Source organism: Pigmentiphaga sp. NML030171, assembly GCF_002188635.1.
GTDB classification, from domain to species: Bacteria; Pseudomonadota; Gammaproteobacteria; order Burkholderiales; family Burkholderiaceae_B; genus Pigmentiphaga; species Pigmentiphaga daeguensis.
This window is the reverse complement of sequence record NZ_NINX01000018.1, coordinates 52917-72143: the sequence shown is the minus strand read 5'-3', so window position 1 is coordinate 72143 and position 19227 is coordinate 52917. Positions and strand designations below refer to the sequence as shown.

Here is a 19227-nt window from a genome sequence, read left to right as displayed (position 1 = left end):
GCGGATCAACTGCCCCCATCGGGTACGAATACGTAGCCGAGGCCCCATACCGTCTGGATGAATACAGGTTTGGCCGGATCGGGTTCGATCAGCTTGCGCAGTCGGGAGATCTGCACGTCCAGGCTGCGATCGAAGGCTTCGTATTCCCGGCCGCGCGCCAGTTCCATCAGCTTGTCCCGCGACAGCGGGATCTTGGGATGGCGGGCGAAGACCTTGAGCACGGAGAATTCGCCCGTGGTCAGCGCCACCGGCTCGTTGTCGCGCGTGAGGGTGCGGGTCGCCAGGTTCAGCACATAGGGGCCGAACGTAACCGATTCATTGTCCTGGCTGGGCGCGCCCGGATGCTCTTCGGGGCCCCGGCGGCGCAGCACCGCGTTGACGCGGGCCAGCAGTTCCCGGGGGTTGAAGGGCTTGGGCAGGTAGTCGTCCGCGCCCATCTCCAGCCCGACGATGCGGTCGACGTCCTCGGCCTTGGCCGTCAGCATGATGATGGGGGTGCTGTCGCGGGCGCCGCGCAGGCGGCGACAGATCGACAGGCCATCCTCGCCCGGCAGCATCAGGTCGAGCACGAGCAGGTCGAAACGCTCGCGCTGCCAGAGCTTGTTCATGGTCTGGGCGTTTTCCGCGACCCAGACGGAGAAACCTTGCTCGGCGAGGTAGCGGCGCAGCAGATCGCGCAGCCGCACGTCGTCGTCGACGACGAGGATTTTCTTGGGGGCGTTGGCTAGTGACATGGCGCGAATGTAACGGAGGAGTTTGTATCAATCCAGCGAGGGACATTGGTTGTTACATAAATGCCCGTTTGGTCACGCAGGCATCTATGACGCTGTCATGGGTACATCGTATGATTGAAACGTGAACAAAGTATTCGACTCCACTCGTACGGCAGGCTCCAGCGCAGCGATCATGCTGGGTGGGCTGTTCGTGATGATAACGGTATTGGCCGGTGGCGCGGCGATCGGCCAGGTCAGGGATCCTCGTGCACCGCTTTCCCGCGCCGAGGCCGCTCGCCCCGCGCCTCCCGTCGCCGGCGGGCTGGCTGTCCAGGTCGAAAGCGCGGTTTCACAGGCCGATGCGCAGGCCAACACGGCGGCCGTGCCGCAACCCGGGCAGTCCGGCGTGATCCGCGCCGCCATGGACCCCTGGGCCGGGCCGGTCAGTCCGGACGAGCGGCGGGTGGGGCCGCGCAAACTCTCTTCCGAGGAACGCGTCCTGCTGCGGCAGGAAATCCGCCGCGCCAGCGAGGAAGTGTACGAGCCCTATCGCAAGCACAAGCACTGAAAACCGGGAGGTCATCCCGGTATTTCCTCCCGTCTGGTCTTACAATCGCAGCCCATGTCGCTGCATATCCTTTCTCTAGAAACTTCCTCCGCCTGGTGCGGCGTTGCCTTGTTGCGCGCCACGGACACGGGCGCCGCCGACCTGTTCGCGCGCGAGCACCAGGGCGTGCAGGAGCATTCGGCCCGGCTGCTGCCCATGGTGCAGGAAGTGCTGGACGAGGCCGGCATCGCCCGGACGCAACTCGACGCCATCGCCTTCGGGCAGGGGCCCGGAGGCTTCACCGGACTGCGGGTCGCCTGCGGCGTGGCGCAGGGGCTGGGGTTTGCCCTCGATCGTCCGGTGGTACCGGTGGTCTCGCATGCGGCCGTGGCGCAGCAGGTCCGGGATCCCGGATCCCGGACGCTGGTGGTCGCCATGGACGCGCGCATGCAGGAAATCTACCTGGCCGCCTATCGCCGCGAGCCGTCCGGCCGGCTTGCCTGCGTGATCGAACCGCAACTGATGGCGGGCGAGGGGCTGGAGTCCTGGGTGCGCCGGCGCCTGGAAGACCTGGGCGATCCGGTGCCGCAGAGGCCCTTGCTGTGCGGTGATGCGGCGGCCGCCTATCCGGAGGTATTCGCGGGTTTCGGCGCGGACGAGCGGTCGGACATTGCGCGGCCCACGGCGGCCGCGGTCGCCCGCCTGGCTCACGACGCCTACCTGCGTGGCGAAGCCGTCGCGGCGGAACTCGCCGCGCCGTTGTACGTCAGGGACAAGGTGGCGTTTACCACCGCGGAACGGGAAGCCGGCGCGGGGGGCAACCCGCGCGTCGCCACATCGGGAGCGCAATCATGACTGCGGTGCAGGGCCGGGCGCCGATCGACGCGGCGCGCATCCTGGCGACATGGGGGCAGGCCTGCCGTCCCATGACCGAACGGGATCTCGACCAGGTGGACGCGGTCGAGCGCCAGATCTATTCGTTTCCCTGGACGCGCGGCAATTTCGCCGATTCGCTGCGCTCTGGCTATGACGCCTGGGTGGTGAGCGACGGCGAGCGGCTGCTGGGATACTGCATCGTGATGGTGGCGCTGGACGAGGCGCACTTGCTGAACATCAGCGTGGCGCCCCAGGCGCAGGGCCTGGGGCTGGGCCGCAGGTTGCTGGCCTGGGTCGAGCAGTGCGCCGCCGCGCGCCAGGCGCAGAGCCTGCTGCTGGAGGTGCGTCCCTCGAATCTGGTGGCCAAGGGCCTGTACGAACGCTCGGGCTACGAGCGCATCGGCCTGCGCCGTGGCTACTATCCGTCGGTGCGCGGGCGGGAAGACGCGATCGTCATGCGCAAGATGCTGGCAGTCCATCCGATTCCCGGAGGCCTCCATGGCAACTGAACGCAACGGCGCCGAGGGCATGAGCGCGGTCCGGCGCGCCTGGCTGCGCGAACTGGGTGTGGAGCGGCTGTGGAACCTGCCCGGCGCGGTGGCGTCCGCGGCCCCACCCGCGGCACCCGAACCCGATGCATCGCCGGCGGCGCAGGAAGAGCCCGTGGCGCCGTCCCCGGGCCCGGTGCCGGCACCCGTGGCCGCCGGGTCCGAGAGGGTCGAATCCGTGGCCTTCGTGCAGGAAATCCCGGCGCAGGAGATTCCGGTGCCGGCCGCCACGCCCGCCGACCCCGGGCAGGCCTGGGCCGCCTTGCAGGACGAGGTGCGCGACTGCATGGCCTGTGGCTTGTGCAAGGGGCGTACCCAGACCGTGTTCGGCACCGGATCGCCCAAGGCGCGCTGGCTGCTGGTGGGCGAGGCGCCAGGCGAGCAGGAAGACAAGCAGGGCGCGCCCTTCGTCGGGCGGTCGGGCAAGCTGCTGGACAGCATGCTGGCTTCCATCGCGCGCTCGCGCCAGCAGGACGTCTTCATCGCCAACGTCATCAAGTGCCGTCCGCCCGGCAACCGGGACCCGCTGCCCGAGGAGGTGGCGCGGTGCAGCCCGTACCTGATGCGGCAGATCTCCCTCATCAATCCGGAAATGATCCTGGTGCTGGGGCGGTTCGCGGCGCAGACCCTGCTCGAGACCGATGCGCGCATAGGCAGCCTGCGGGGCAAGGTGCACAGCCTGTCGGTGGCGGGGAGGCCGGTGCCGGTCGTGGTGAGCTACCACCCGGCCTATCTGCTGCGCAGCCCGGCCGAGAAGGTCAAGGCCTGGCAGGACCTGCAGCTGGCCCTGTCGGTGGGGCGGGCCCGCAACTGAGCGCGGCCCCGCGCGGGGTCATTCCCCGCGCAGCGCCGTGCCGTGCGCGCGGCTGCCTATCACCAGGTCGAGATCCGGGTGGGTGCGGTGGTTGTGCCGGTTCCAGCCCATGATCAGCAGCATGAGGCAGGCGACCAGCGTGCCGAAGATGATGATGATGGTGTTGATGGGAATCTGCATGCCCAGCATCAGCGAATAGACCGCCACCATCAGCAGGATGTTGAGCTGCTCGTTGAAGTTCTGGACGGCGATCGAGTGGCCGGCCGACAGCAGCACGTGGCCCCGGTGCTGGAGCAGGGCGTTCATGGGTACGACGAAAAACCCCCCCAGGCCGCCGATGGCGATCAGCAGCGCATAGACGAACCAGGGTTCGTAGGCCAGCGGCATCAGCATCACGACCAGCCCCATCACCACGCCCATCGGAAGCACGGCCAGCGCGTGATGCAGGGGCACCTTGCCGGCCAGCGTGGCGCCCAGGATGGTGCCGACGGAGGCCACGCCCATCAGGATGGAGGCCTTGTTCAGCGGCAGTCCGAGCTGTACGCGCCCCCATTCGATCACGATCAGTTGCAGCGTCGCGCCGGCCCCCCAGAACAGGGTGGTCACCGCCAGCGAGATCTGGCCCAGCTTGTCGCGCCACAGCGTGGCCACGAAACAGCCGAACGTCCTCATCAGCCTGATGGGGTTGCGCTGCTGGCGCGGGTAGCACACGCCCGTGGACGGGATGAGCAGGTTGAAGAAGGCGGCTACCAGGTAGACCAGCGCGATGACCATGATCGCGGCCTCGGCCGGCGTCTGGATGTCGGGGCCGAAGCCCGGGCTGAGATCCAGGGACAGCAGCCAGGTCGACACCTTGGGGCTGATGAGCGCGCCGCCCAGGACCACGCCCAGGATGATGGACACCACCGTCAGTCCTTCGATCCAGCTGTTGCCCTTGACGAGCTGCTCGGGCGGCAGCAGTTCGGTGATGATGCCGTACTTGGCAGGCGAATAGGCCGCCGCGCCGATGCCCACCAGCGCATAGGCCGCGCACACCGTATAGACCTGGTGGTGGTCGGCCAGCCCGAAGCTGGCGTGGGCGAACATGGTCAGGCAGCCGATGATCTTCACCGCGTTGGTGGCGAACATCACGCGGCCCTTGGGAAAGGAGTCGGCGAAGGCACCCACGAAGGCGGCCAGCAGGACATAGGCCAGGGCGAACGACCACTTGATCATGGGCGTCATCCAGTCCGGACCGTCCAACTGCTGGATCAACGCGATCGCGGCGATGAAAAGCGCATTGTCGGCCAGCGAGGAAAAGAACTGCGCCGCCATGATCAGGTAAAAGCCGCGTTTCATCGGTAGGCGTGGACTCGTGTGCCTTTGAGTGGATCGGAAAGTGCCGCACTCGGGGCACTACGGCAGGAATGCGTGCCGCGCATCGTAGCGCAGGTTCCGAGGCCGCGTCCCGGCCGATCCGGTGGTAGTTACCCGCGGATATTGCTGCCGGGCGCGAATTCCTGCAGTTGCACGGCGGGCTGCGGCGTCCAGCCGGGCTGGCGGTGCTCGGCGACGACGTTGGTGAAGATGCCGCCGCGCACGTACCACTTGGCGGTGATCCGCATGAAGCGGGGGGACAGCGCGCGTACGAGATCGTCCAGGATCTCGTTGGTGACCGCTTCGTGGAACTTGCCTTCGTTGCGGAAGCTCCAGGCGTAGAGCTTGAGGCTCTTGAGCTCGACGCACAACTGGTCGGGGATGTAGTCGATGACCAGCAGGGCGAAGTCCGGCTGTCCGGTCATCGGGCACAGGCAGGTGAATTCCGGCACCTCGATGTGGATCTGGAAGTCGCGCCCCGGGCTGGGGTTGGCGAAGGTGTCTAGGCTCTTGCTGGGTTGAGAGGGCATGTCTCTTGCGATCTATACGTAACGAAAATGAAAAAACAGACTGGGCGGCGGCTCCTGGCGTAACCTTGCCGATGACCCTTTGGTATTATACGAAGCTGTGTTGGCCCCCCTCCCTCCGCGCTTCGCGCGACCCCTGAAGGGGGCGGCACCGGAGGACCGGCGGAGCCGGATCCCGGTGCCCTGGGTCGGGGGTGGGGAGTGTTCCGCCATATCGGACCGGCTTGGGTGCAGGTCGGTTCCTTTTCCAGCCTTTTTTAAGCGAAGCTTCGTTTCCGGTGCGACTTACCCAGATCAAACTCGCAGGTTTCAAGTCGTTCGTCGACCCCACTTCCATCCAGGTGCCGAGCCAGCTGGTCGGCGTGGTCGGACCCAATGGCTGCGGAAAGTCCAACATCATCGACGCCGTGCGCTGGGTCCTGGGCGAATCCAAGGCTTCCGAGCTGCGCGGCGAGTCCATGCAGGACGTGATCTTCAACGGATCGGTCAACCGCAAGCCGGCGGCGCGCTCGTCGGTCGAACTGGTGTTCGACAACTCCGAGGGCAGGGCGTCCGGGCAATGGAGCCAGTACGGCGAAATCGCCGTCAAGCGCGTGCTGACCCGCGACGGCACCAGCAGCTATTTCGTCAACAACCAGCAGGTCCGCCGCCGCGACATCCACGACATCTTCCTGGGTACCGGCCTGGGCGCGCGGGGCTACGCCATCATCGGGCAAGGCATGATCTCGCGCATCATCGAGGCCCGGCCCGATGAACTGCGCGTATTCCTGGAAGAGGCGGCGGGCGTGTCGCGCTACAAGGAGCGCCGCCGCGAGACCGAAAACCGCCTGGCCGACACGCGCGAGAACATGACGCGCGTGGAGGACATCCTGCGCGAGCTGGCCACCCAGCTCGAGAAGCTCGAGGCACAGGCCGAGGTCGCCCAGCGCTACCAGGGGTTCCAGGCGGAAAGCGAGCAGAAGCAGCGCTTCCTGTGGCTGCTGAAGAAACGCGAGGCCGACGCCGACCGCATGAAGCACGCGCTGGCCATCGAACAGGCCCAGACCGACCTCGAGGCCGCCATGGCGGGCCTGCGCAAGCTCGAGTCCGACCTGGAAGGCACGCGCCAGGCGCACTATGCCGCCAGCGATGCCGTCCATGCCGCGCAGGGCGGCCTGTACGAGGCCAATGCCGAGGTCAGCCGGCTCGAGGCCGAGATCAAGTACGTGGTCGAGGCGCGCAACCGGATGCAGGCCCAGCTGGCGCAACTGCAGCAGCAGATCGCCCAGTGGAACGAGCAGCACGAGACCGGCAGCGACCAGTTGGCGCAGGCCGAGGAAGACCTGGCCGTGGGCGAGGCCCGCGCCGAGGAAGCGCGCGTCGTGGCCGAAGAAGCGCAGGCCCAGTTGCCGGACATCGAGGCCAAGGTGCGCGATGCCGCATCCGGCCTGTCCGAGCTGCGCGCCGCGCTGTCCCAGGTCGAACAGAACCTGGCCTTGACCGCCCAGGAGCAGCGCGAGGCCGACCGCCAGTTGCAGGCCCTGGCGCAGCGCCGCGAGCGCCTGGAACAGGAAGAACGGAACCTGCAGCGCCCCGACCCGGCCCGGCTCGAGCAGTTGACGGGCGACCTGGCCGACACCGAGCAGCGTGTCCAGCATGCCCAGCAGGAGCTGTCCACGCTCGAGGCCCAGTTGCCGCAGGTCGACGCCGGCCGCCGGCAGGCCCAGGAACTGGTGCAGAAGGAGGCCGCCTCCGTTTCGCAGATCGAAGCCCGGCTCTCGGCCCTGACCCGCCTGCAGCAGGATGTGCAGAAGCAGGGCGCGCTGCATCCCTGGCTGGAGAAACACGAACTGACGCAGCTCGGCCGGCTGTGGCAGAAGCTGCATATCGAGCCAGGCTGGGAAACGGCGCTGGAGGCCGTGCTGCGCGAGCGGCTGGCCGCGCTGGAAGTCAGCAATCTCGAATGGGCCAAGGCCTTCTTCGGCGACGCGCCGCCCGCGCGGCTGGCCTTCTACCAGATGCCGCCGGCCACGGCGCCGGCTCCCGCGCCGGCCGCGCTGACGCCGCTGGTGTCGCTGCTGCGCATCACCGATCCGGGCCTGCGTTCGCTCATGGCCGACTGGCTGCGCGATGTCTATACGGCCACCGACGCCACCCAGGCGCTGGCCGCGCGCGCCCAGTTGCCCGAAGGCGGCCAGTTCGTGGTCAAGGAAGGGCACCTGATCGGGCACAACAGCGTCCGTTTCTACGCCCCCGATTCCGAACAGGCCGGCATGCTGGCGCGCCAGCAGGAAATCGAGAACCTGCAACGCCAGCTCAAGGCCCAGCAGCTCATCGCCGACGAGGCACGGTCCGCCGTGGCGCGCGCCGAGGCCGGCTACCAGCAGGTGGCGCAGGCCTTGCCCGCCTCGCGCCAGCGCCTGGCCGAGGTTACCCAGCGCCTGCACGCCATCCAGCTCGAGCATTCCAAGCTGTCGCAGCAGGCCGCGCAGTCCGAGGAGCGCGCCGCGCGCATCCGCGAAGAGCATGCCGAACTCGAGGCGCAGGAAGAAGAGGCCCGCATCCGCAAGGAAGAGGCCGAGGGCCGCTTCGAGATCCTGGATGGCCAGCTGGGCGACAAGCAGTCCGCGTTCGAAGACGCGCAGATGGCCCAGGAGCAGCGTGAAGCGGACGTCCAGCGGGCGCGCGATCGCCTGCGTGAACTCGAGCGGTCGGCCCAGGAAGCCAGCTTCGCCGAGCGGGGCCTGCGCGCGCGCATCGACGAGCTGCGCCGCAGCCTGCAACTGGCGGGCGAGCAGAGCCAGCGCGCCGCCGCCGAGGCCGAACGGGTCCAGCAGGAATTGCGGGTCCTGGACGACGCCGCGGCCCAGGCCGGCCTGCAGTCGGCGCTCGAGCTGCGCAGCGAGCGCGAGCAGGTGCTGAACCGCGCCCGCATCGAAATGGATACCCTGGCCGCGCAACTGCGCGCCGCCGACGAGCAGCGCCTGGGCATCGAGCGTTCGCTCGAGCCGCTGCGCAGCCGCATCACCGAGCTGCAGCTGAAGGAACAGGCGGCCCGCCTGGCCCAGGAACAATATGCCGAGCAACTGGCCGGCCAGGAGCTGGACCTGGCGGCGCTGGGCGAGCAACTCGACGCGCTGCCCAAGGAGTGGCAGCGTCCCAACTGGCTGCAGGCCGAAGTGCAGCGCCTGGCCCGCGAGGTTGCCGCGCTGGGCGCGGTCAACCTGGCCGCGCTGGACGAACTCAACGCCTCGCGCGAGCGCAAGACCTACCTGGATGCCCAGCAGTCCGACCTGCAGGCCGCCATCGATACGCTCGAGGACGCCATCCGCAAGATCGACCGCGAGACTCGCCAGTTGCTGCAGGAGACCTTCGACACCGTCAACCGCAACTTCGGCGAACTCTTCCCGTCGCTGTTCGGGGGTGGCGAAGCGAAGCTCGTCATGACCGGCGAGGAAATCCTGGATGCCGGCGTGCAGGTCATGGCCCAGCCTCCGGGCAAGCGCAACAGCACCATCCATCTGCTGTCGGGCGGCGAGAAGGCACTGACGGCCACCGCGCTGGTGTTCGCCATGTTCAAGCTCAATCCGGCGCCGTTCTGCCTGCTGGACGAGGTCGACGCGCCGCTGGACGATGCCAACACCGAGCGCTACGCGAACCTGGTGCGCCGGATGAGCGAGCAGACGCAGTTCCTGTTCATCTCGCACAACAAGATCGCGATGGAAATGGCACACCAGCTGGTCGGCGTGACCATGCAGGAGCAGGGCGTCTCCCGCATCGTGGCCGTCGACATCGACTCGGCCATGCAACTCGCCGTCGAGGCCGCCTGATGAGCCGGCAGTCCGCGAACCGGCACTCTTTCCACCATGCCCCGCCATCGGGAACACACCAATGAGTGATCTACAAACCGGGCTCATCGCCCTTGGCGTTCTGGCCATCGTCGTCGTGCTTGGACTGAACTGGTGGCAGGACCGCCGCGCTCGCAAGCAGATACAGGACGGCTTCCCGGACTCGGGCAAGGATCCCTTGCTGCATGGGGTCGAAACCGGCCTGCCCAAGGCGGACGGCGTACGCCGCGAGCCGGGGCTGGGCGCGGGCGAAATCGCCGAGCCCAACATCGTCGGAGGCATGGAGGCGCCGGCCGAAGGCGCGGCCGTGCCGCAGCAGCATGATGCGGACGAAGCCGACGAGGCCTGCGAGACCGTCATCGACGTCTCCTTTCTCGAACCCGTGCCGGGCGACGAGCTGGCGGCCTTCACCCAGGGCATCCGCCACGCCGGCCAGAAATCGCTGCGCGTGTTCGCCGAAACGGCCGAGGGGGTGCACCGCTCGGCCATCCGCAGCGGCGAGAACTATGCGTCCGTTCAGGTGGCCGTGCTGCTGGCCAATCGCAGCGGCCCGCTCAGCGCCGGCGAATGGGCCGAGGCACTGTCGCGCTCGCGCGTGTTGGCCGATCGGTTCGACGGCACGGTGGAGGCCAGCGATACGCAAGCGGTGCTGGATCGCGCCAACAAGCTCGATGCCGTCTGCGCCGCGCTCGACGCCCAGGTGGGCCTGACCCTGGTGGCCAGCAGCCGCCGCTGGTCATCCGGCGACGTGCTGACCGCCGCGCGCGAGGCCGGATTCTCGTCCATCCACGACGGCCGCCTGCCATGGGTGGACCAGGACGGCGCGGTCCGCTTCACGCTGGGGCGCGGCGATGGCGTATCGCTGGGCTCGGCGGGCCCGGCCACCATCGGCCAACTCAGCCTGGTCCTGGACGTGCCCCGGGCGCCCGCCCACGAGCACGCCTTCGCCCAGATGGCTCAGGTCGCCCGTGGGCTGGCCACGCGGCTGGAAGCCACCGTGGTCGACGACAACGGCCGGCCCCTGGCGGATGGCGCCGAGGCCGCCATCGACAAGCAATTGCTGGCGCTGTATGCGCGCCTTGAACAGTCCGGCCTGAAGGCCGGTTCGGTGCGTGCCCTGCGGGTATTCGGATAAGGCGCGCAGGCGGAGCGGATATGGTGTCGGAGGTCGATCGGGAAAACCAGGCCATGCAGAGGGCGGCGCAGCTGCGCCAGGAGCTGGCCTTGCACAACGCCCGCTACTACGTGATGGACGACCCGCTGATCAGCGACGCCGAGTACGACGCGCTGTTCGCGGAACTGGTCAAGCTGGAGCAGGAATTCCCGCTGCTGGCCACGCCCGATTCCCCCACCCAGCGGGTGGGCGGTGCGCCGCTGTCCGCCTTCGGTTCGGTGCGCCACGCGGTGCCCATGCTGTCCCTGAACAATGCCTTCGACGACGAGGACATCCAGGCCTTCGACAAACGGGTGCGCGACGGCCTGGAAACGGCGTCCGCCGTCGAGTACGCCTGTGAGCTGAAGCTGGACGGACTGGCCGTCAGCCTGCGCTACGAGGGCGGCAGGTTTGCGCGGGCCGCTACCCGCGGCGACGGCCAGACGGGCGAGGACATCACCGCCAACATCCGGACCATACGATCCATCCCGCTGACCTTGGCGGGACCCGTGCCCGAGGTGCTGGAGGTTCGCGGCGAGGTGCTGCTGTTCCGCAGGGATTTCGAGCGCCTGAACGACGCCCAGCGCGAAGCCGGCGAGAAAGTCTTCATCAATCCCCGCAATGCCGCGGCGGGCAGCCTGAGGCAGCTCGATCCGCGTATCACGGCCCGCCGTCCGCTGCGATTCTTCGCCTATGGCTGGGGCGAGATACGCGGCAGCCTGCCGGGCAAGGAATCCCGCGCCGACGCGCCGCCGTTCGATACCCACATGGGCATGCTGGACTGGCTGCAGGAACTGGGCATGCCGGTCAACCGCGAGCGCCAGCTGGCGTCGGACGCGGCCGGCCTGCTGGCGTTCTACCGGCGGGTCGAGGGGCTGCGGGCCTCGCTTCCCTATGACATCGACGGCGTGGTCTACAAGGTCAACGCGCTCGAGGCGCAGCGCACGCTGGGATACGTCTCGCGCGCGCCCCGCTTCGCCGTCGCGCACAAGTTCCCGGCCGAGGAAGCCACCACCGAGCTGCTCGGCATCGAAGTACAGGTCGGCCGCACAGGCGCCATCACACCCGTGGCGCGGCTCAAGCCGGTGTTCGTGGGCGGCGTCACGGTCACCAACGCGACGCTGCACAACGAAGACGAGATCGAGCGCAAGGACGTGCGCATCGGCGACACCGTGGTGGTCCGCCGGGCCGGCGATGTCATTCCCGAGGTCGTGACACCCGTGCTGGACAAGCGCCCGGCCGATGCCCGCAAGTTCGTCATGCCCACCCAGTGTCCGGTGTGCGGATCGGCCATCGAGCGGCCCGAGGACGAGATCATCGCGCGCTGTACCGGGGGCCTGTTCTGCGCCGCACAGCGCAAGCAGGCGTTGTGGCATGCCGCCCAGCGCCGCGCGCTGGACATCGAGGGGCTGGGCGAGAAGCTGATCGATCAACTGGTCGAGCGCGGCCGCGTGCACACGCTGGCGGATCTCTATACGCTGAACGAGGAAGAGCTGGCCGGCCTGGACCGCATGGGCGAGAAGTCGGCACGCAACCTGGTCGAGTCCATCGCCGCGACACGCACGCCGCCGTTGGGAAGATTTCTTTTCGCGCTGGGGATACGGCACGTGGGCGAGTCCACGGCCCGCGACCTGGCGCGCCATTTCGGCAACCTGGATGCGGTGATGAACGCCACCGAGGCCGAGCTGCTGGCGGTGCCCGACGTCGGGCCCGTGGTGGCCGCGTCCATCTTTCGCTTCTTCGCCGAACCGCACAACCGCGAGGTCGTGGCCGACCTGCTGCGCAACGGGGTGACCCCCGGCACGGAAACCGTGGTCGATCGCACCGCCGGCCCCATCGGCGGCAAGACTTTCGTGCTGACCGGCACGTTGCCCACGCTCACCCGCGAGGACGCGGCCGAGCTCATACGCGCCGCCGGCGGCAAGGTGACCGGCTCGGTGTCCAAGAAGACCCACTACGTCGTCGCCGGCGCCGACGCCGGCAGCAAGCTCGCCAAGGCCCAGGAGCTCGGCATCGCCGTGCTCGACGAAGACGGCCTGAAAGCCTTGCTGCAGTCTTGACAGGGCGAAGCGCCGCTTCGCAGGAAGGAAAACCATGCAGGCAATCATCGGAGGCACCGGCCTCTACCATTTGACCGGGCTCGTCGTGACGCGCCGCCAGGTCGTGCGCACGCCCTACGGCGAGCCTTCGGGCGCGCTGACCTACGGGCGCATCGGCGACGGCGCCGAAATCGTCTTCCTGGCCCGCCATGGATACGGCCACACGCTGGCCCCGCACCGCATCAACTATCGCGCCAACCTGTGGGCGCTGCATGAGGTGGGGGTGCGGCGCATCGTCTCGGTGGCGACGGTGGGCGGCATCGCGGGTCCCCTCGTGCCCGGGGTCATCGTCGTGCCCGATCAGATCATCGACTACACCACCGAACGGCCCCGCACCTTCTTCGAGGGAGGCGACCAGCCCGTCGCCCATGTGGACATGACCCAGCCCTATGGCGCCGCCATGCGGCACGATCTGCTGGAATCGGCGCGGACCTGCGGGATAGACGTCGTCGACGGCGGGGTCTATGGCTGCACACAGGGTCCGCGGCTGGAAACCGCCGCGGAAATCCGCCGGATGGGGCGGGACGGCTGCGACATGGTGGGCATGACCGGCATGCCCGAGGCCGCCCTGGCGCGGGAGCTCGACCTGGACTATGCGGCCCTGTGCCTCGTCACCAACGATGCCGCGGGCCAGCGCGCGAGCGTGGACGAGATTTCCATGCAGGGCATGCGCGTGGTGGTGGACGACAGCATGCAGAACGTCCACCGCATCCTGGGCCAACTGGTGGGCACCACCTGCGGCGACGGAGCCACCTGATTCGTCAGTGATCCAGGGCACAGCGGATCCGGCTTTGCCGGTCCGCCAGTGCCGCCCCTGGGGGCGCGCGTCAGCGCGTAGGGGGGGATTTACTGCAGGCCTTCGGCCTTGAGCGCCGCCTGCACGGCGGGGCGCTGCGCGATGCGTTCGCGGAAGGCCACGATGGCGGGCCAGCGCGACAGGTCGTAGTTCAGGCGCGTGGCCCAGCCGGTGGTCACGAACAGGTAGATATCGGCCACGGAAAAGCCACCGGGCATCAGGTATTCGCGCTGCGACAGCTCGCTTTGCACGTAGTCCAGGCGCGTGGCCAGGATCTGGCGGAAGACGTCCTTGCCTTCCTCGCTCAGCGTGGGCTTGAACATGGGCGAGAAGCCCTTGTGGATCTCGGTGGCGATGAACACCAGCCAGGTTTGCAGCGCGTAGCGCTCGGCGCTGTCGGGCGGGGGCGCCAGCTTGCGCGCCGGCACGAGATCGGCGATGTATTGCAGCAGCACGGCCAGCTCGGTCATCACCACGCCAGTGGACACTTCCAGCGCCGGCACGTAGCCCTTGGGATTGATCTTGCGGAAATCCTGCCCGGTCTCGGTGGTCTTGGCCTTGAGGTCGACCTTTTCCCAGGTGAAGTCGATGCCTGCCTCGCGCAGGACGATGTGGGGGGCCTGGGAGCAGGCGCCGGGGGAGTAGTAGAGCTTCATGGGGCCTCGATGAAGGGGGTGGAAAGCGCCTATTCTCTCACTGCTTGGCAAGCTTTCACCGCAGCGTGTGCTCCATCTCGGCCTCGTCATACAGTTCGACCGGCACCGGCTTGACGTTCCAGATCTGTTCGGCGTATTCGCGGATGCTGCGGTCCGACGAGAACTTGCCGGATCGGGCGGTATTGAGGATGGACATGCGCGTCCAGCCTTCATGGTCGCGATAGGCCTGGCTGACGAGATCCTGGCACTCGATGTAGGACTGGTAGTCCGCCAGCAGCAGATAGGGGTCGTGCCGCAGCAGGTTGTCGACCAGCGGCCGGAACAGTTCGGTGTCGCCGCGCGAGAAAAAACCGCTCTGGATCAGGTCGAGGCAGGTGCGCAGCTCGCTGTGGCTGTGGTAGTAGTCGCCGGGATGATAGCCGGCGGTCTTGATGTGGCGCACTTCCGCGGCGGTATGGCCGAACAGGAAGAAGTTCTCGGCCCCGACTTGGTCGCGCAGTTCGATGTTGGCGCCGTCCATGGTGCCTATGGTCAGCGCCCCGTTCATCGCGAATTTCATGTTGCCGGTTCCCGAGGCCTCCTTGCCCGCCAGCGATATCTGCTCGGACAGCTCGGCGGCCGGATAGATGCACTGGCCCTGCGTGACGTTGAAATTGGGGATGAACACCACCTTGAGCAGGTCGCGCACGTCGGGATCGTTGTTGACCACATCGCCTACCGAGGTGATGAGCTTGATCATCAGCTTGGCGGTGTGATAGCCGGGGGCGGCCTTGCCGCCGAAGATGAAGGTGCGGGGCAGGGGGTCGCGTGCCCGGCCGGACTTCAAGCGGTGGTACAGCGTGACGATATGCAGGACCGCCAGGTGCTGGCGCTTGTATTCGTGGATGCGCTTGACCAGCACGTCGAACATCGAATCGGGGTCGACCTTGACCCCCGTGCGCCGCAGGATCAGCGCCGCCAGGTCCACCTTGTTGGCGCGCTTGACCGCGCGCCATTCCTGCCGGAACGCCGCATCGTCGATGTAGTCCTCGATCAGGCGGATGCGGGGCAGGTCGGTCACCCAGGCGTCGCCGATGGCGTTGGTCACCAGCGAGGTCAGGCGCGGATTGCTCAGGACCAGCCAGCGGCGCGGCGTGACGCCGTTGGTGACGTTGGTGAACTTCTCGGGCCACATTTCGTAGAAGTCCTTCAGCAGCCCGTGCTTGAGCAGGTCCGAGTGCAGTTCGGCCACGCCGTTGATGGCGTGGCTGCCCACGCAGGCCAGGTGCGCCATGCGTACGTAGCGCTCGCCGCTTTCGTCGATCAGCGAGAGGCGGGAGATGCGGGATTCGTCTCCCAGGAAATGAATGCGCACGTCGTTCAGGAAGCGCGCGTTGATCTCATAGATGAGTTCCAGGTGGCGCGGCAGGATGCGCTGGAACAGGTCCAGCGGCCAGCGCTCCAGGGCTTCGGGCAGCAGCGTGTGGTTGGTGTACGAGAAGCTGCGCGTGGTGATGCCCCAGGCCTGGTCCCACGGCAACAGGTGTTCGTCCACCAGCAGCCGCATCAGTTCGGCGATGGCGATGGCCGGATGCGTGTCGTTGAGCTGGATCGCGAACTTCTTGTCGAAATCGCCGATGGCGCCGCCGCGGGCAAGATGGATGCGTATCATGTCCTGCAGCGAACACGACACGAAAAAGTATTGCTGCTCCAGCCGCAGTTCCTTGCCTTGGGTGGTTTCGTCGTTGGGGTAGAGCACCTTGGTCAGGTTCTCGGACGTCACCTTCTTGCTGACCGCGCCCAGGTAGTCACCCTGGTTGAAGACCGAGAAATCGAAGGACTCGGTGGCCTCCGCCCGCCACAGCCTCAGCGTGTTGGTGGTGTTGACGCGGTAGCCGGGGATGGGCGAATCGAACGGCACGCCCACCACGGTCTTCTCGGGGGCCCAGCGCACGCGCAGGTAGCCGGCATCGTCGGTGTACTGTTCGGTGTGGCCGCCCAGCTTGATCTCGACCGCCCATTCGGCGCGCTGGATTTCCCATGGATTGCCGTAGCGCAGCCACTTGTCGGTGTTCTCGACCTGCCAGCCATCGATGATGGTCTGGAAGAAGATACCGTACTCGTAGCGGATGCCGTAGCCGAAGGCCGGGATCTGCCCGGTGGCCAGGGAATCCAGGAAGCAGGCGGCCAGGCGGCCCAGGCCGCCGTTGCCCAGGCCCGGCTCTTCTTCCTGGCGCAGGATCTCGTTGAAGTCGAGTTTCAGCTCGGCCATGGCTTCGCGCACGCTGTCGGCGATGCCCAGGTTGATCAGGTGGTTGCCCAGGTGCGGGCCCATCAGGAATTCGGCCGACAGGTAGGCGACGGTGCGCGGCGCGGTCTGGTTGTACTGGGCGGTACTGCTGATCCAGCGCTGCAGGCTGCGGTCGCGTATCGCGTGGGCCAGGGCCAGGTAGAGGTCGTTCTTGCCCGAGATCTTCGGAAACTTGCCTATCGTGTAGAACAGGTGGTCGAAAAAGGCGCGCTTCAGGCTTTCCTTGGAGAACGACGTGCGATCGTCGTCGTCATCGGCCGGCAGGGGAACAGGTGCGGACACGTGCGGAGCTCCCATCGGTACGCCGCCCCAGGGGCGGGGCAACCCGGCTATTGTTGCTTTTGGGATCCGTGCGGCGCAAGCCGCGTTTTCAATTGGTTAAGCATGCGACAGCGCCGTGAAAGGAACTGGCGCTGCTTACTGCAGGGCTTCCAGCAAGTCCTGTTCGAACTGGATCTGGCTGCGCGCGTTGTTGAGCGCGTCGCCGTCGATCAGGAAAGTGTCCTCGACCCGTTCGCCCAGGGTCATGACCTTGGCGGTCTTGAGGTTGATGCCGTGCTTGACGAAGGTGCGCGCCAGCGCGTGCAGCAGGCCGGTCCGGTCGGAGGCGGTCACGCTCAGTATCCACGATTGTCCGCGCTCGTCGGGCCGCAGTTCGATCGCGGGGGTGATCGGGAACATGCGCGACTGCCGCGACTGCCGGGGCCCCAGCGGGACGGCGTCGCCCGCCGAGGCCGGTCCGGCGGCGTTGGGCGTGGCCAGCCGCTGGGTCAGTTCGTGTTCGACCAGGCTCAGCAGCGAACGCTGTTCGCTGGGCGTGCCCTGGGCCAGCACGATGAAGCTGTCCAGCGCCCAGCCATGGCGCGTAGTGTGGATGCGGGCGTCCTGGATGCTGAGGTGGCGCTCGTCGAAATAGCCGCAGATGCGGGCGAACAGGTCGGGCTGGTCCTTGACGTAGACGACGATCTGCAGGCCTTCGCCGATGGGCGCCAGGCGGGCGCGCACGATGGGCGCCTCGCTGTTGACCTTGTTGTACAGGTGCCGGGTCTGCCAGGCGATCTCGGGCGCCTCGTGGCGCAGGAAATAGGCCACGTCCAGCTGCTTCCACAGCGCTTCGTGGGCGTCCTCGGTCAGCCCTGCCAGCCGCAGCGCGCCCAGCGCTTCTTCCTTGCGATTTTCCAGGATGGCCTTGGAGTCGGGGATCTCTCCGCCCAGCGCCCGCCGCGTCTTGACGAACAGGTCTTCGAGCAGCTTGCCTTTCCAGGCGTTCCAGACCTTGGGGCTGGTGCCGCGTATGTCGGCCACGGTCAGCAGGTAGAGCGCGGTCAGGTGCCGCGTGTCGCCCACCAGCGCCGCGAACTCCTGGATGACCTGCGGATCGGACAGGTCCTTTTTCTGCGCGACCGAGGACAGCGTGAGGTGCTGGCGCACCAGGAATTCCAGCAGTGCCGCGTCGTCCTTGGCCAGCCCGTGCTCGCGCGCGAACTTGCGCGCTTCCACGGCGCCCAGCTCGGAGTGATCGCCGCCGCGGCCCTTGGCGATGTCGTGGAACAGGGCCGCCGCGTACAGGATCCAGTGGCCGTCGAAGTTCGCGATCAACTGGCTGCACAGGGGGTACTCGTGCGCGTGTTCCGGCATGGTGAAGCGGCGCAGGTTGCGCACCACCATCAGGATGTGCTGGTCCACGGTGTAGGCGTGGAACAGGTCGTGCTGCATCTGGCCGACGATGCGGCGAAAGGGCAGCAGGTAGCGCGGCAGGATGCTGAGTTCGTTCATCCGGCGCAGCTCGTGCACGATGCCGCGCTGCTGTTGCAGGATGGACAGGAACAGGTGGCGGTTGACCGGATTGCGCCGGAACTGGGCGTCGATGCGCCGGCGCGCGTGCCAGATGGCGCGCAGCATGCGGGCCGACATGCCCTTGAGCGAGGGTTGCTGCTGCATGACCAGGAAGGCGCGCAGCAACAGCGTGGGGTTGCGCTCGAACGCGTCGTCCCGGTACATGTCCAGCCGTTCGTGCAGGCTGCGGAAGTCCTCGTCGATGGGCTGGGCTTCTTCGCCCGGCCGCGCGAACAGGCGCTCTTCCAGGTTCTGGACCAGGATGGTGTTGAGCTGGGTCACCAGCTTGGCCGCCCAGTAGTAGCGCTGCATCAGCATTTCGCTGGGGCGGCGCGCGCCGCCGGCCTCGATGCCGTAGACCTTGGCCATCGCCGGCTGGATGTCGAACACCAGTCTGTCCTCGCGCCGGCCGGTCAGCAGGTGCAGCTCGATGCGCAGGCGCTTGAAGGCCTGTTCGGCGCGCCGCAGGTGGCGGGCCTCGTCGGCCGTCAGCAGTCCCGCGCGGGCGACCTGTGCCCAGGTCTTACCGAAGCCTGCCGCCCGCGCCATCCACAGGATGACCTGCAGGTCGCGCAGGCCGCCCGGCGATTCCTTGCAATTGGGTTCCAGCGCGTACGGCGTGTAGTTGTACTTGGTGTGCCGCTGCTGCATCTCCAGCTGCTTGTCGTGGAAGAAGGCACGCTTGTCCAGCCGGCCGCGCATCGCGGTCTCGAACTGGCGCATCAGCGTCCGGCTGCCGGCCAGGTAGCGGGCCTCCAGCAGCGCCGTTTCCACGGTGATGTCCCGGGCCGCCTCGGCCATGCATTCGTCCACCGTGCGGACGCTGTGGCCGGGCTCCAGCCCGATGTCCCACAGCGCCGTGATCAGCGCGCCTATTCTGGCCTCGTCCTCGGCGCCGGGGGGCTGGTGCAGCAGCACCAGCACGTCCACGTCGGAATAGGGATACAGCTCGCCGCGGCCGTAGCCGCCCACGGCCGCCAGTGTCGCGCCCTCGGGCAGCGGATGGCGCTCGAGCAGCGCCACCAGCGTGCGGTCGACGATGCGCCGCAGCTCGGTCAGCAGTCCATCGGCGCGCAGGTTCTCGCGGTAGGTGGCGATCGCGCGCTCGCGCGCTGCTCGCATGGTGTTGCGCAGGCCCTGCAGTTCGTTCAGGCCGGGCGAGGCCAGCGTGGCGGTGGACATGGACATG

Annotated in this window: 14 protein-coding genes; 8 read left to right on the top strand and 6 right to left on the bottom strand. The window is 67.6% G+C overall.

The genetic code is table 11. The features are described from left to right. Positions 1–5: 5 nt before the first annotated feature. A complete protein-coding gene (gene ompR, locus CDO46_RS04765; RefSeq protein ID WP_087779290.1) occupies positions 6–734 on the bottom strand; it encodes a two-component system response regulator OmpR in 729 nt (242 codons plus the stop codon). A 121-nt stretch (positions 735–855) separates the two neighbouring features. On the opposite strand from ompR, the gene CDO46_RS04760 reads away from it, so the two are divergent. The 4 genes from CDO46_RS04760 to CDO46_RS04745 are packed head-to-tail and all read left to right on the top strand — an operon-like array spanning position 856 to position 3498. Then, complete coding sequence (locus tag CDO46_RS04760) at positions 856–1281, top strand: hypothetical protein (RefSeq protein ID WP_132978780.1); 426 nt, start codon at positions 856–858, stop codon at positions 1279–1281. Positions 1282–1335: 54 nt separating this feature from the next. Then, complete coding sequence (gene tsaB / locus CDO46_RS28790) at positions 1336–2115, top strand: tRNA (adenosine(37)-N6)-threonylcarbamoyltransferase complex dimerization subunit type 1 TsaB (RefSeq protein WP_087837415.1); 780 nt, start codon at positions 1336–1338, stop codon at positions 2113–2115. After that, complete coding sequence (gene rimI / locus CDO46_RS28785; protein ID WP_243724333.1) at positions 2112–2645, top strand: ribosomal protein S18-alanine N-acetyltransferase; 534 nt, start codon at positions 2112–2114, stop codon at positions 2643–2645. The genes tsaB and rimI overlap by 4 nt, the downstream gene beginning before the upstream one ends. Continuing rightward, positions 2635–3498, top strand: coding sequence for a uracil-DNA glycosylase (locus tag CDO46_RS04745; RefSeq protein WP_243724334.1), 864 nt, complete (start codon positions 2635–2637; stop codon positions 3496–3498). Before rimI ends, CDO46_RS04745 begins: the two co-directional genes overlap by 11 nt. Positions 3499–3516: 18 nt before the next feature. Here CDO46_RS04745 and lplT read toward each other — a convergent pair whose 3' ends face one another. Together lplT and queF are read right to left on the bottom strand one after the other, a co-directional pair. Further along, a complete protein-coding gene (gene lplT, locus CDO46_RS04740) occupies positions 3517–4836 on the bottom strand; it encodes a lysophospholipid transporter LplT (protein WP_087837414.1) in 1320 nt (439 codons plus the stop codon). 128 nt (positions 4837–4964) lie between these two features. After that, a complete protein-coding gene (gene queF, locus CDO46_RS04735; RefSeq protein ID WP_087837413.1) occupies positions 4965–5384 on the bottom strand; it encodes a preQ(1) synthase in 420 nt (139 codons plus the stop codon). Between the two features lie 275 nt (positions 5385–5659). Between queF and smc the strand changes: the two genes are divergently transcribed. The 4 genes from smc to CDO46_RS04715 all read left to right on the top strand — a co-directional run bounded on the left by smc (position 5660) and on the right by CDO46_RS04715 (position 13217). Then, positions 5660–9190: a chromosome segregation protein SMC gene (gene smc / locus CDO46_RS04730; protein ID WP_087837412.1), complete on the top strand. Its 3531-nt coding sequence runs from the start codon at positions 5660–5662 to the stop codon at positions 9188–9190. Positions 9191–9251: 61 nt separating this feature from the next. Further along, positions 9252–10343 carry a cell division protein ZipA C-terminal FtsZ-binding domain-containing protein gene (locus CDO46_RS04725; protein WP_087837411.1) on the top strand — a complete coding sequence of 364 codons (1092 nt, stop codon included), beginning with the start codon at positions 9252–9254 and terminating at the stop codon, positions 10341–10343. Between the two features lie 20 nt (positions 10344–10363). Then, positions 10364–12421, top strand: coding sequence for an NAD-dependent DNA ligase LigA (gene ligA / locus CDO46_RS04720; RefSeq protein WP_087837410.1), 2058 nt, complete (start codon positions 10364–10366; stop codon positions 12419–12421). A gap of 34 nt (positions 12422–12455) precedes the next feature. Beyond that, complete coding sequence (locus tag CDO46_RS04715; RefSeq protein ID WP_087837409.1) at positions 12456–13217, top strand: S-methyl-5'-thioinosine phosphorylase; 762 nt, start codon at positions 12456–12458, stop codon at positions 13215–13217. Positions 13218–13306: 89 nt separating this feature from the next. On the opposite strand, the gene gstA is transcribed toward CDO46_RS04715, so the two are convergent. From gstA to CDO46_RS04700, 3 genes are all read right to left on the bottom strand, one after another. After that, positions 13307–13912 carry a glutathione transferase GstA gene (gene gstA / locus CDO46_RS04710; RefSeq protein ID WP_087837408.1) on the bottom strand — a complete coding sequence of 202 codons (606 nt, stop codon included), beginning with the start codon at positions 13910–13912 and terminating at the stop codon, positions 13307–13309. 55 nt (positions 13913–13967) lie between these two features. Further along, entirely contained in the window at positions 13968–16484 is a 2517-nt protein-coding gene (locus tag CDO46_RS04705) for a glycogen/starch/alpha-glucan phosphorylase (protein ID WP_243724335.1), read from the bottom strand. 135 nt (positions 16485–16619) lie between these two features. Next, positions 16620–19220, bottom strand: a complete 2601-nt coding sequence (locus CDO46_RS04700; RefSeq protein ID WP_087837432.1) for a [protein-PII] uridylyltransferase — start codon at positions 19218–19220, stop codon at positions 16620–16622. Positions 19221–19227: the final 7 nt, after the last annotated feature.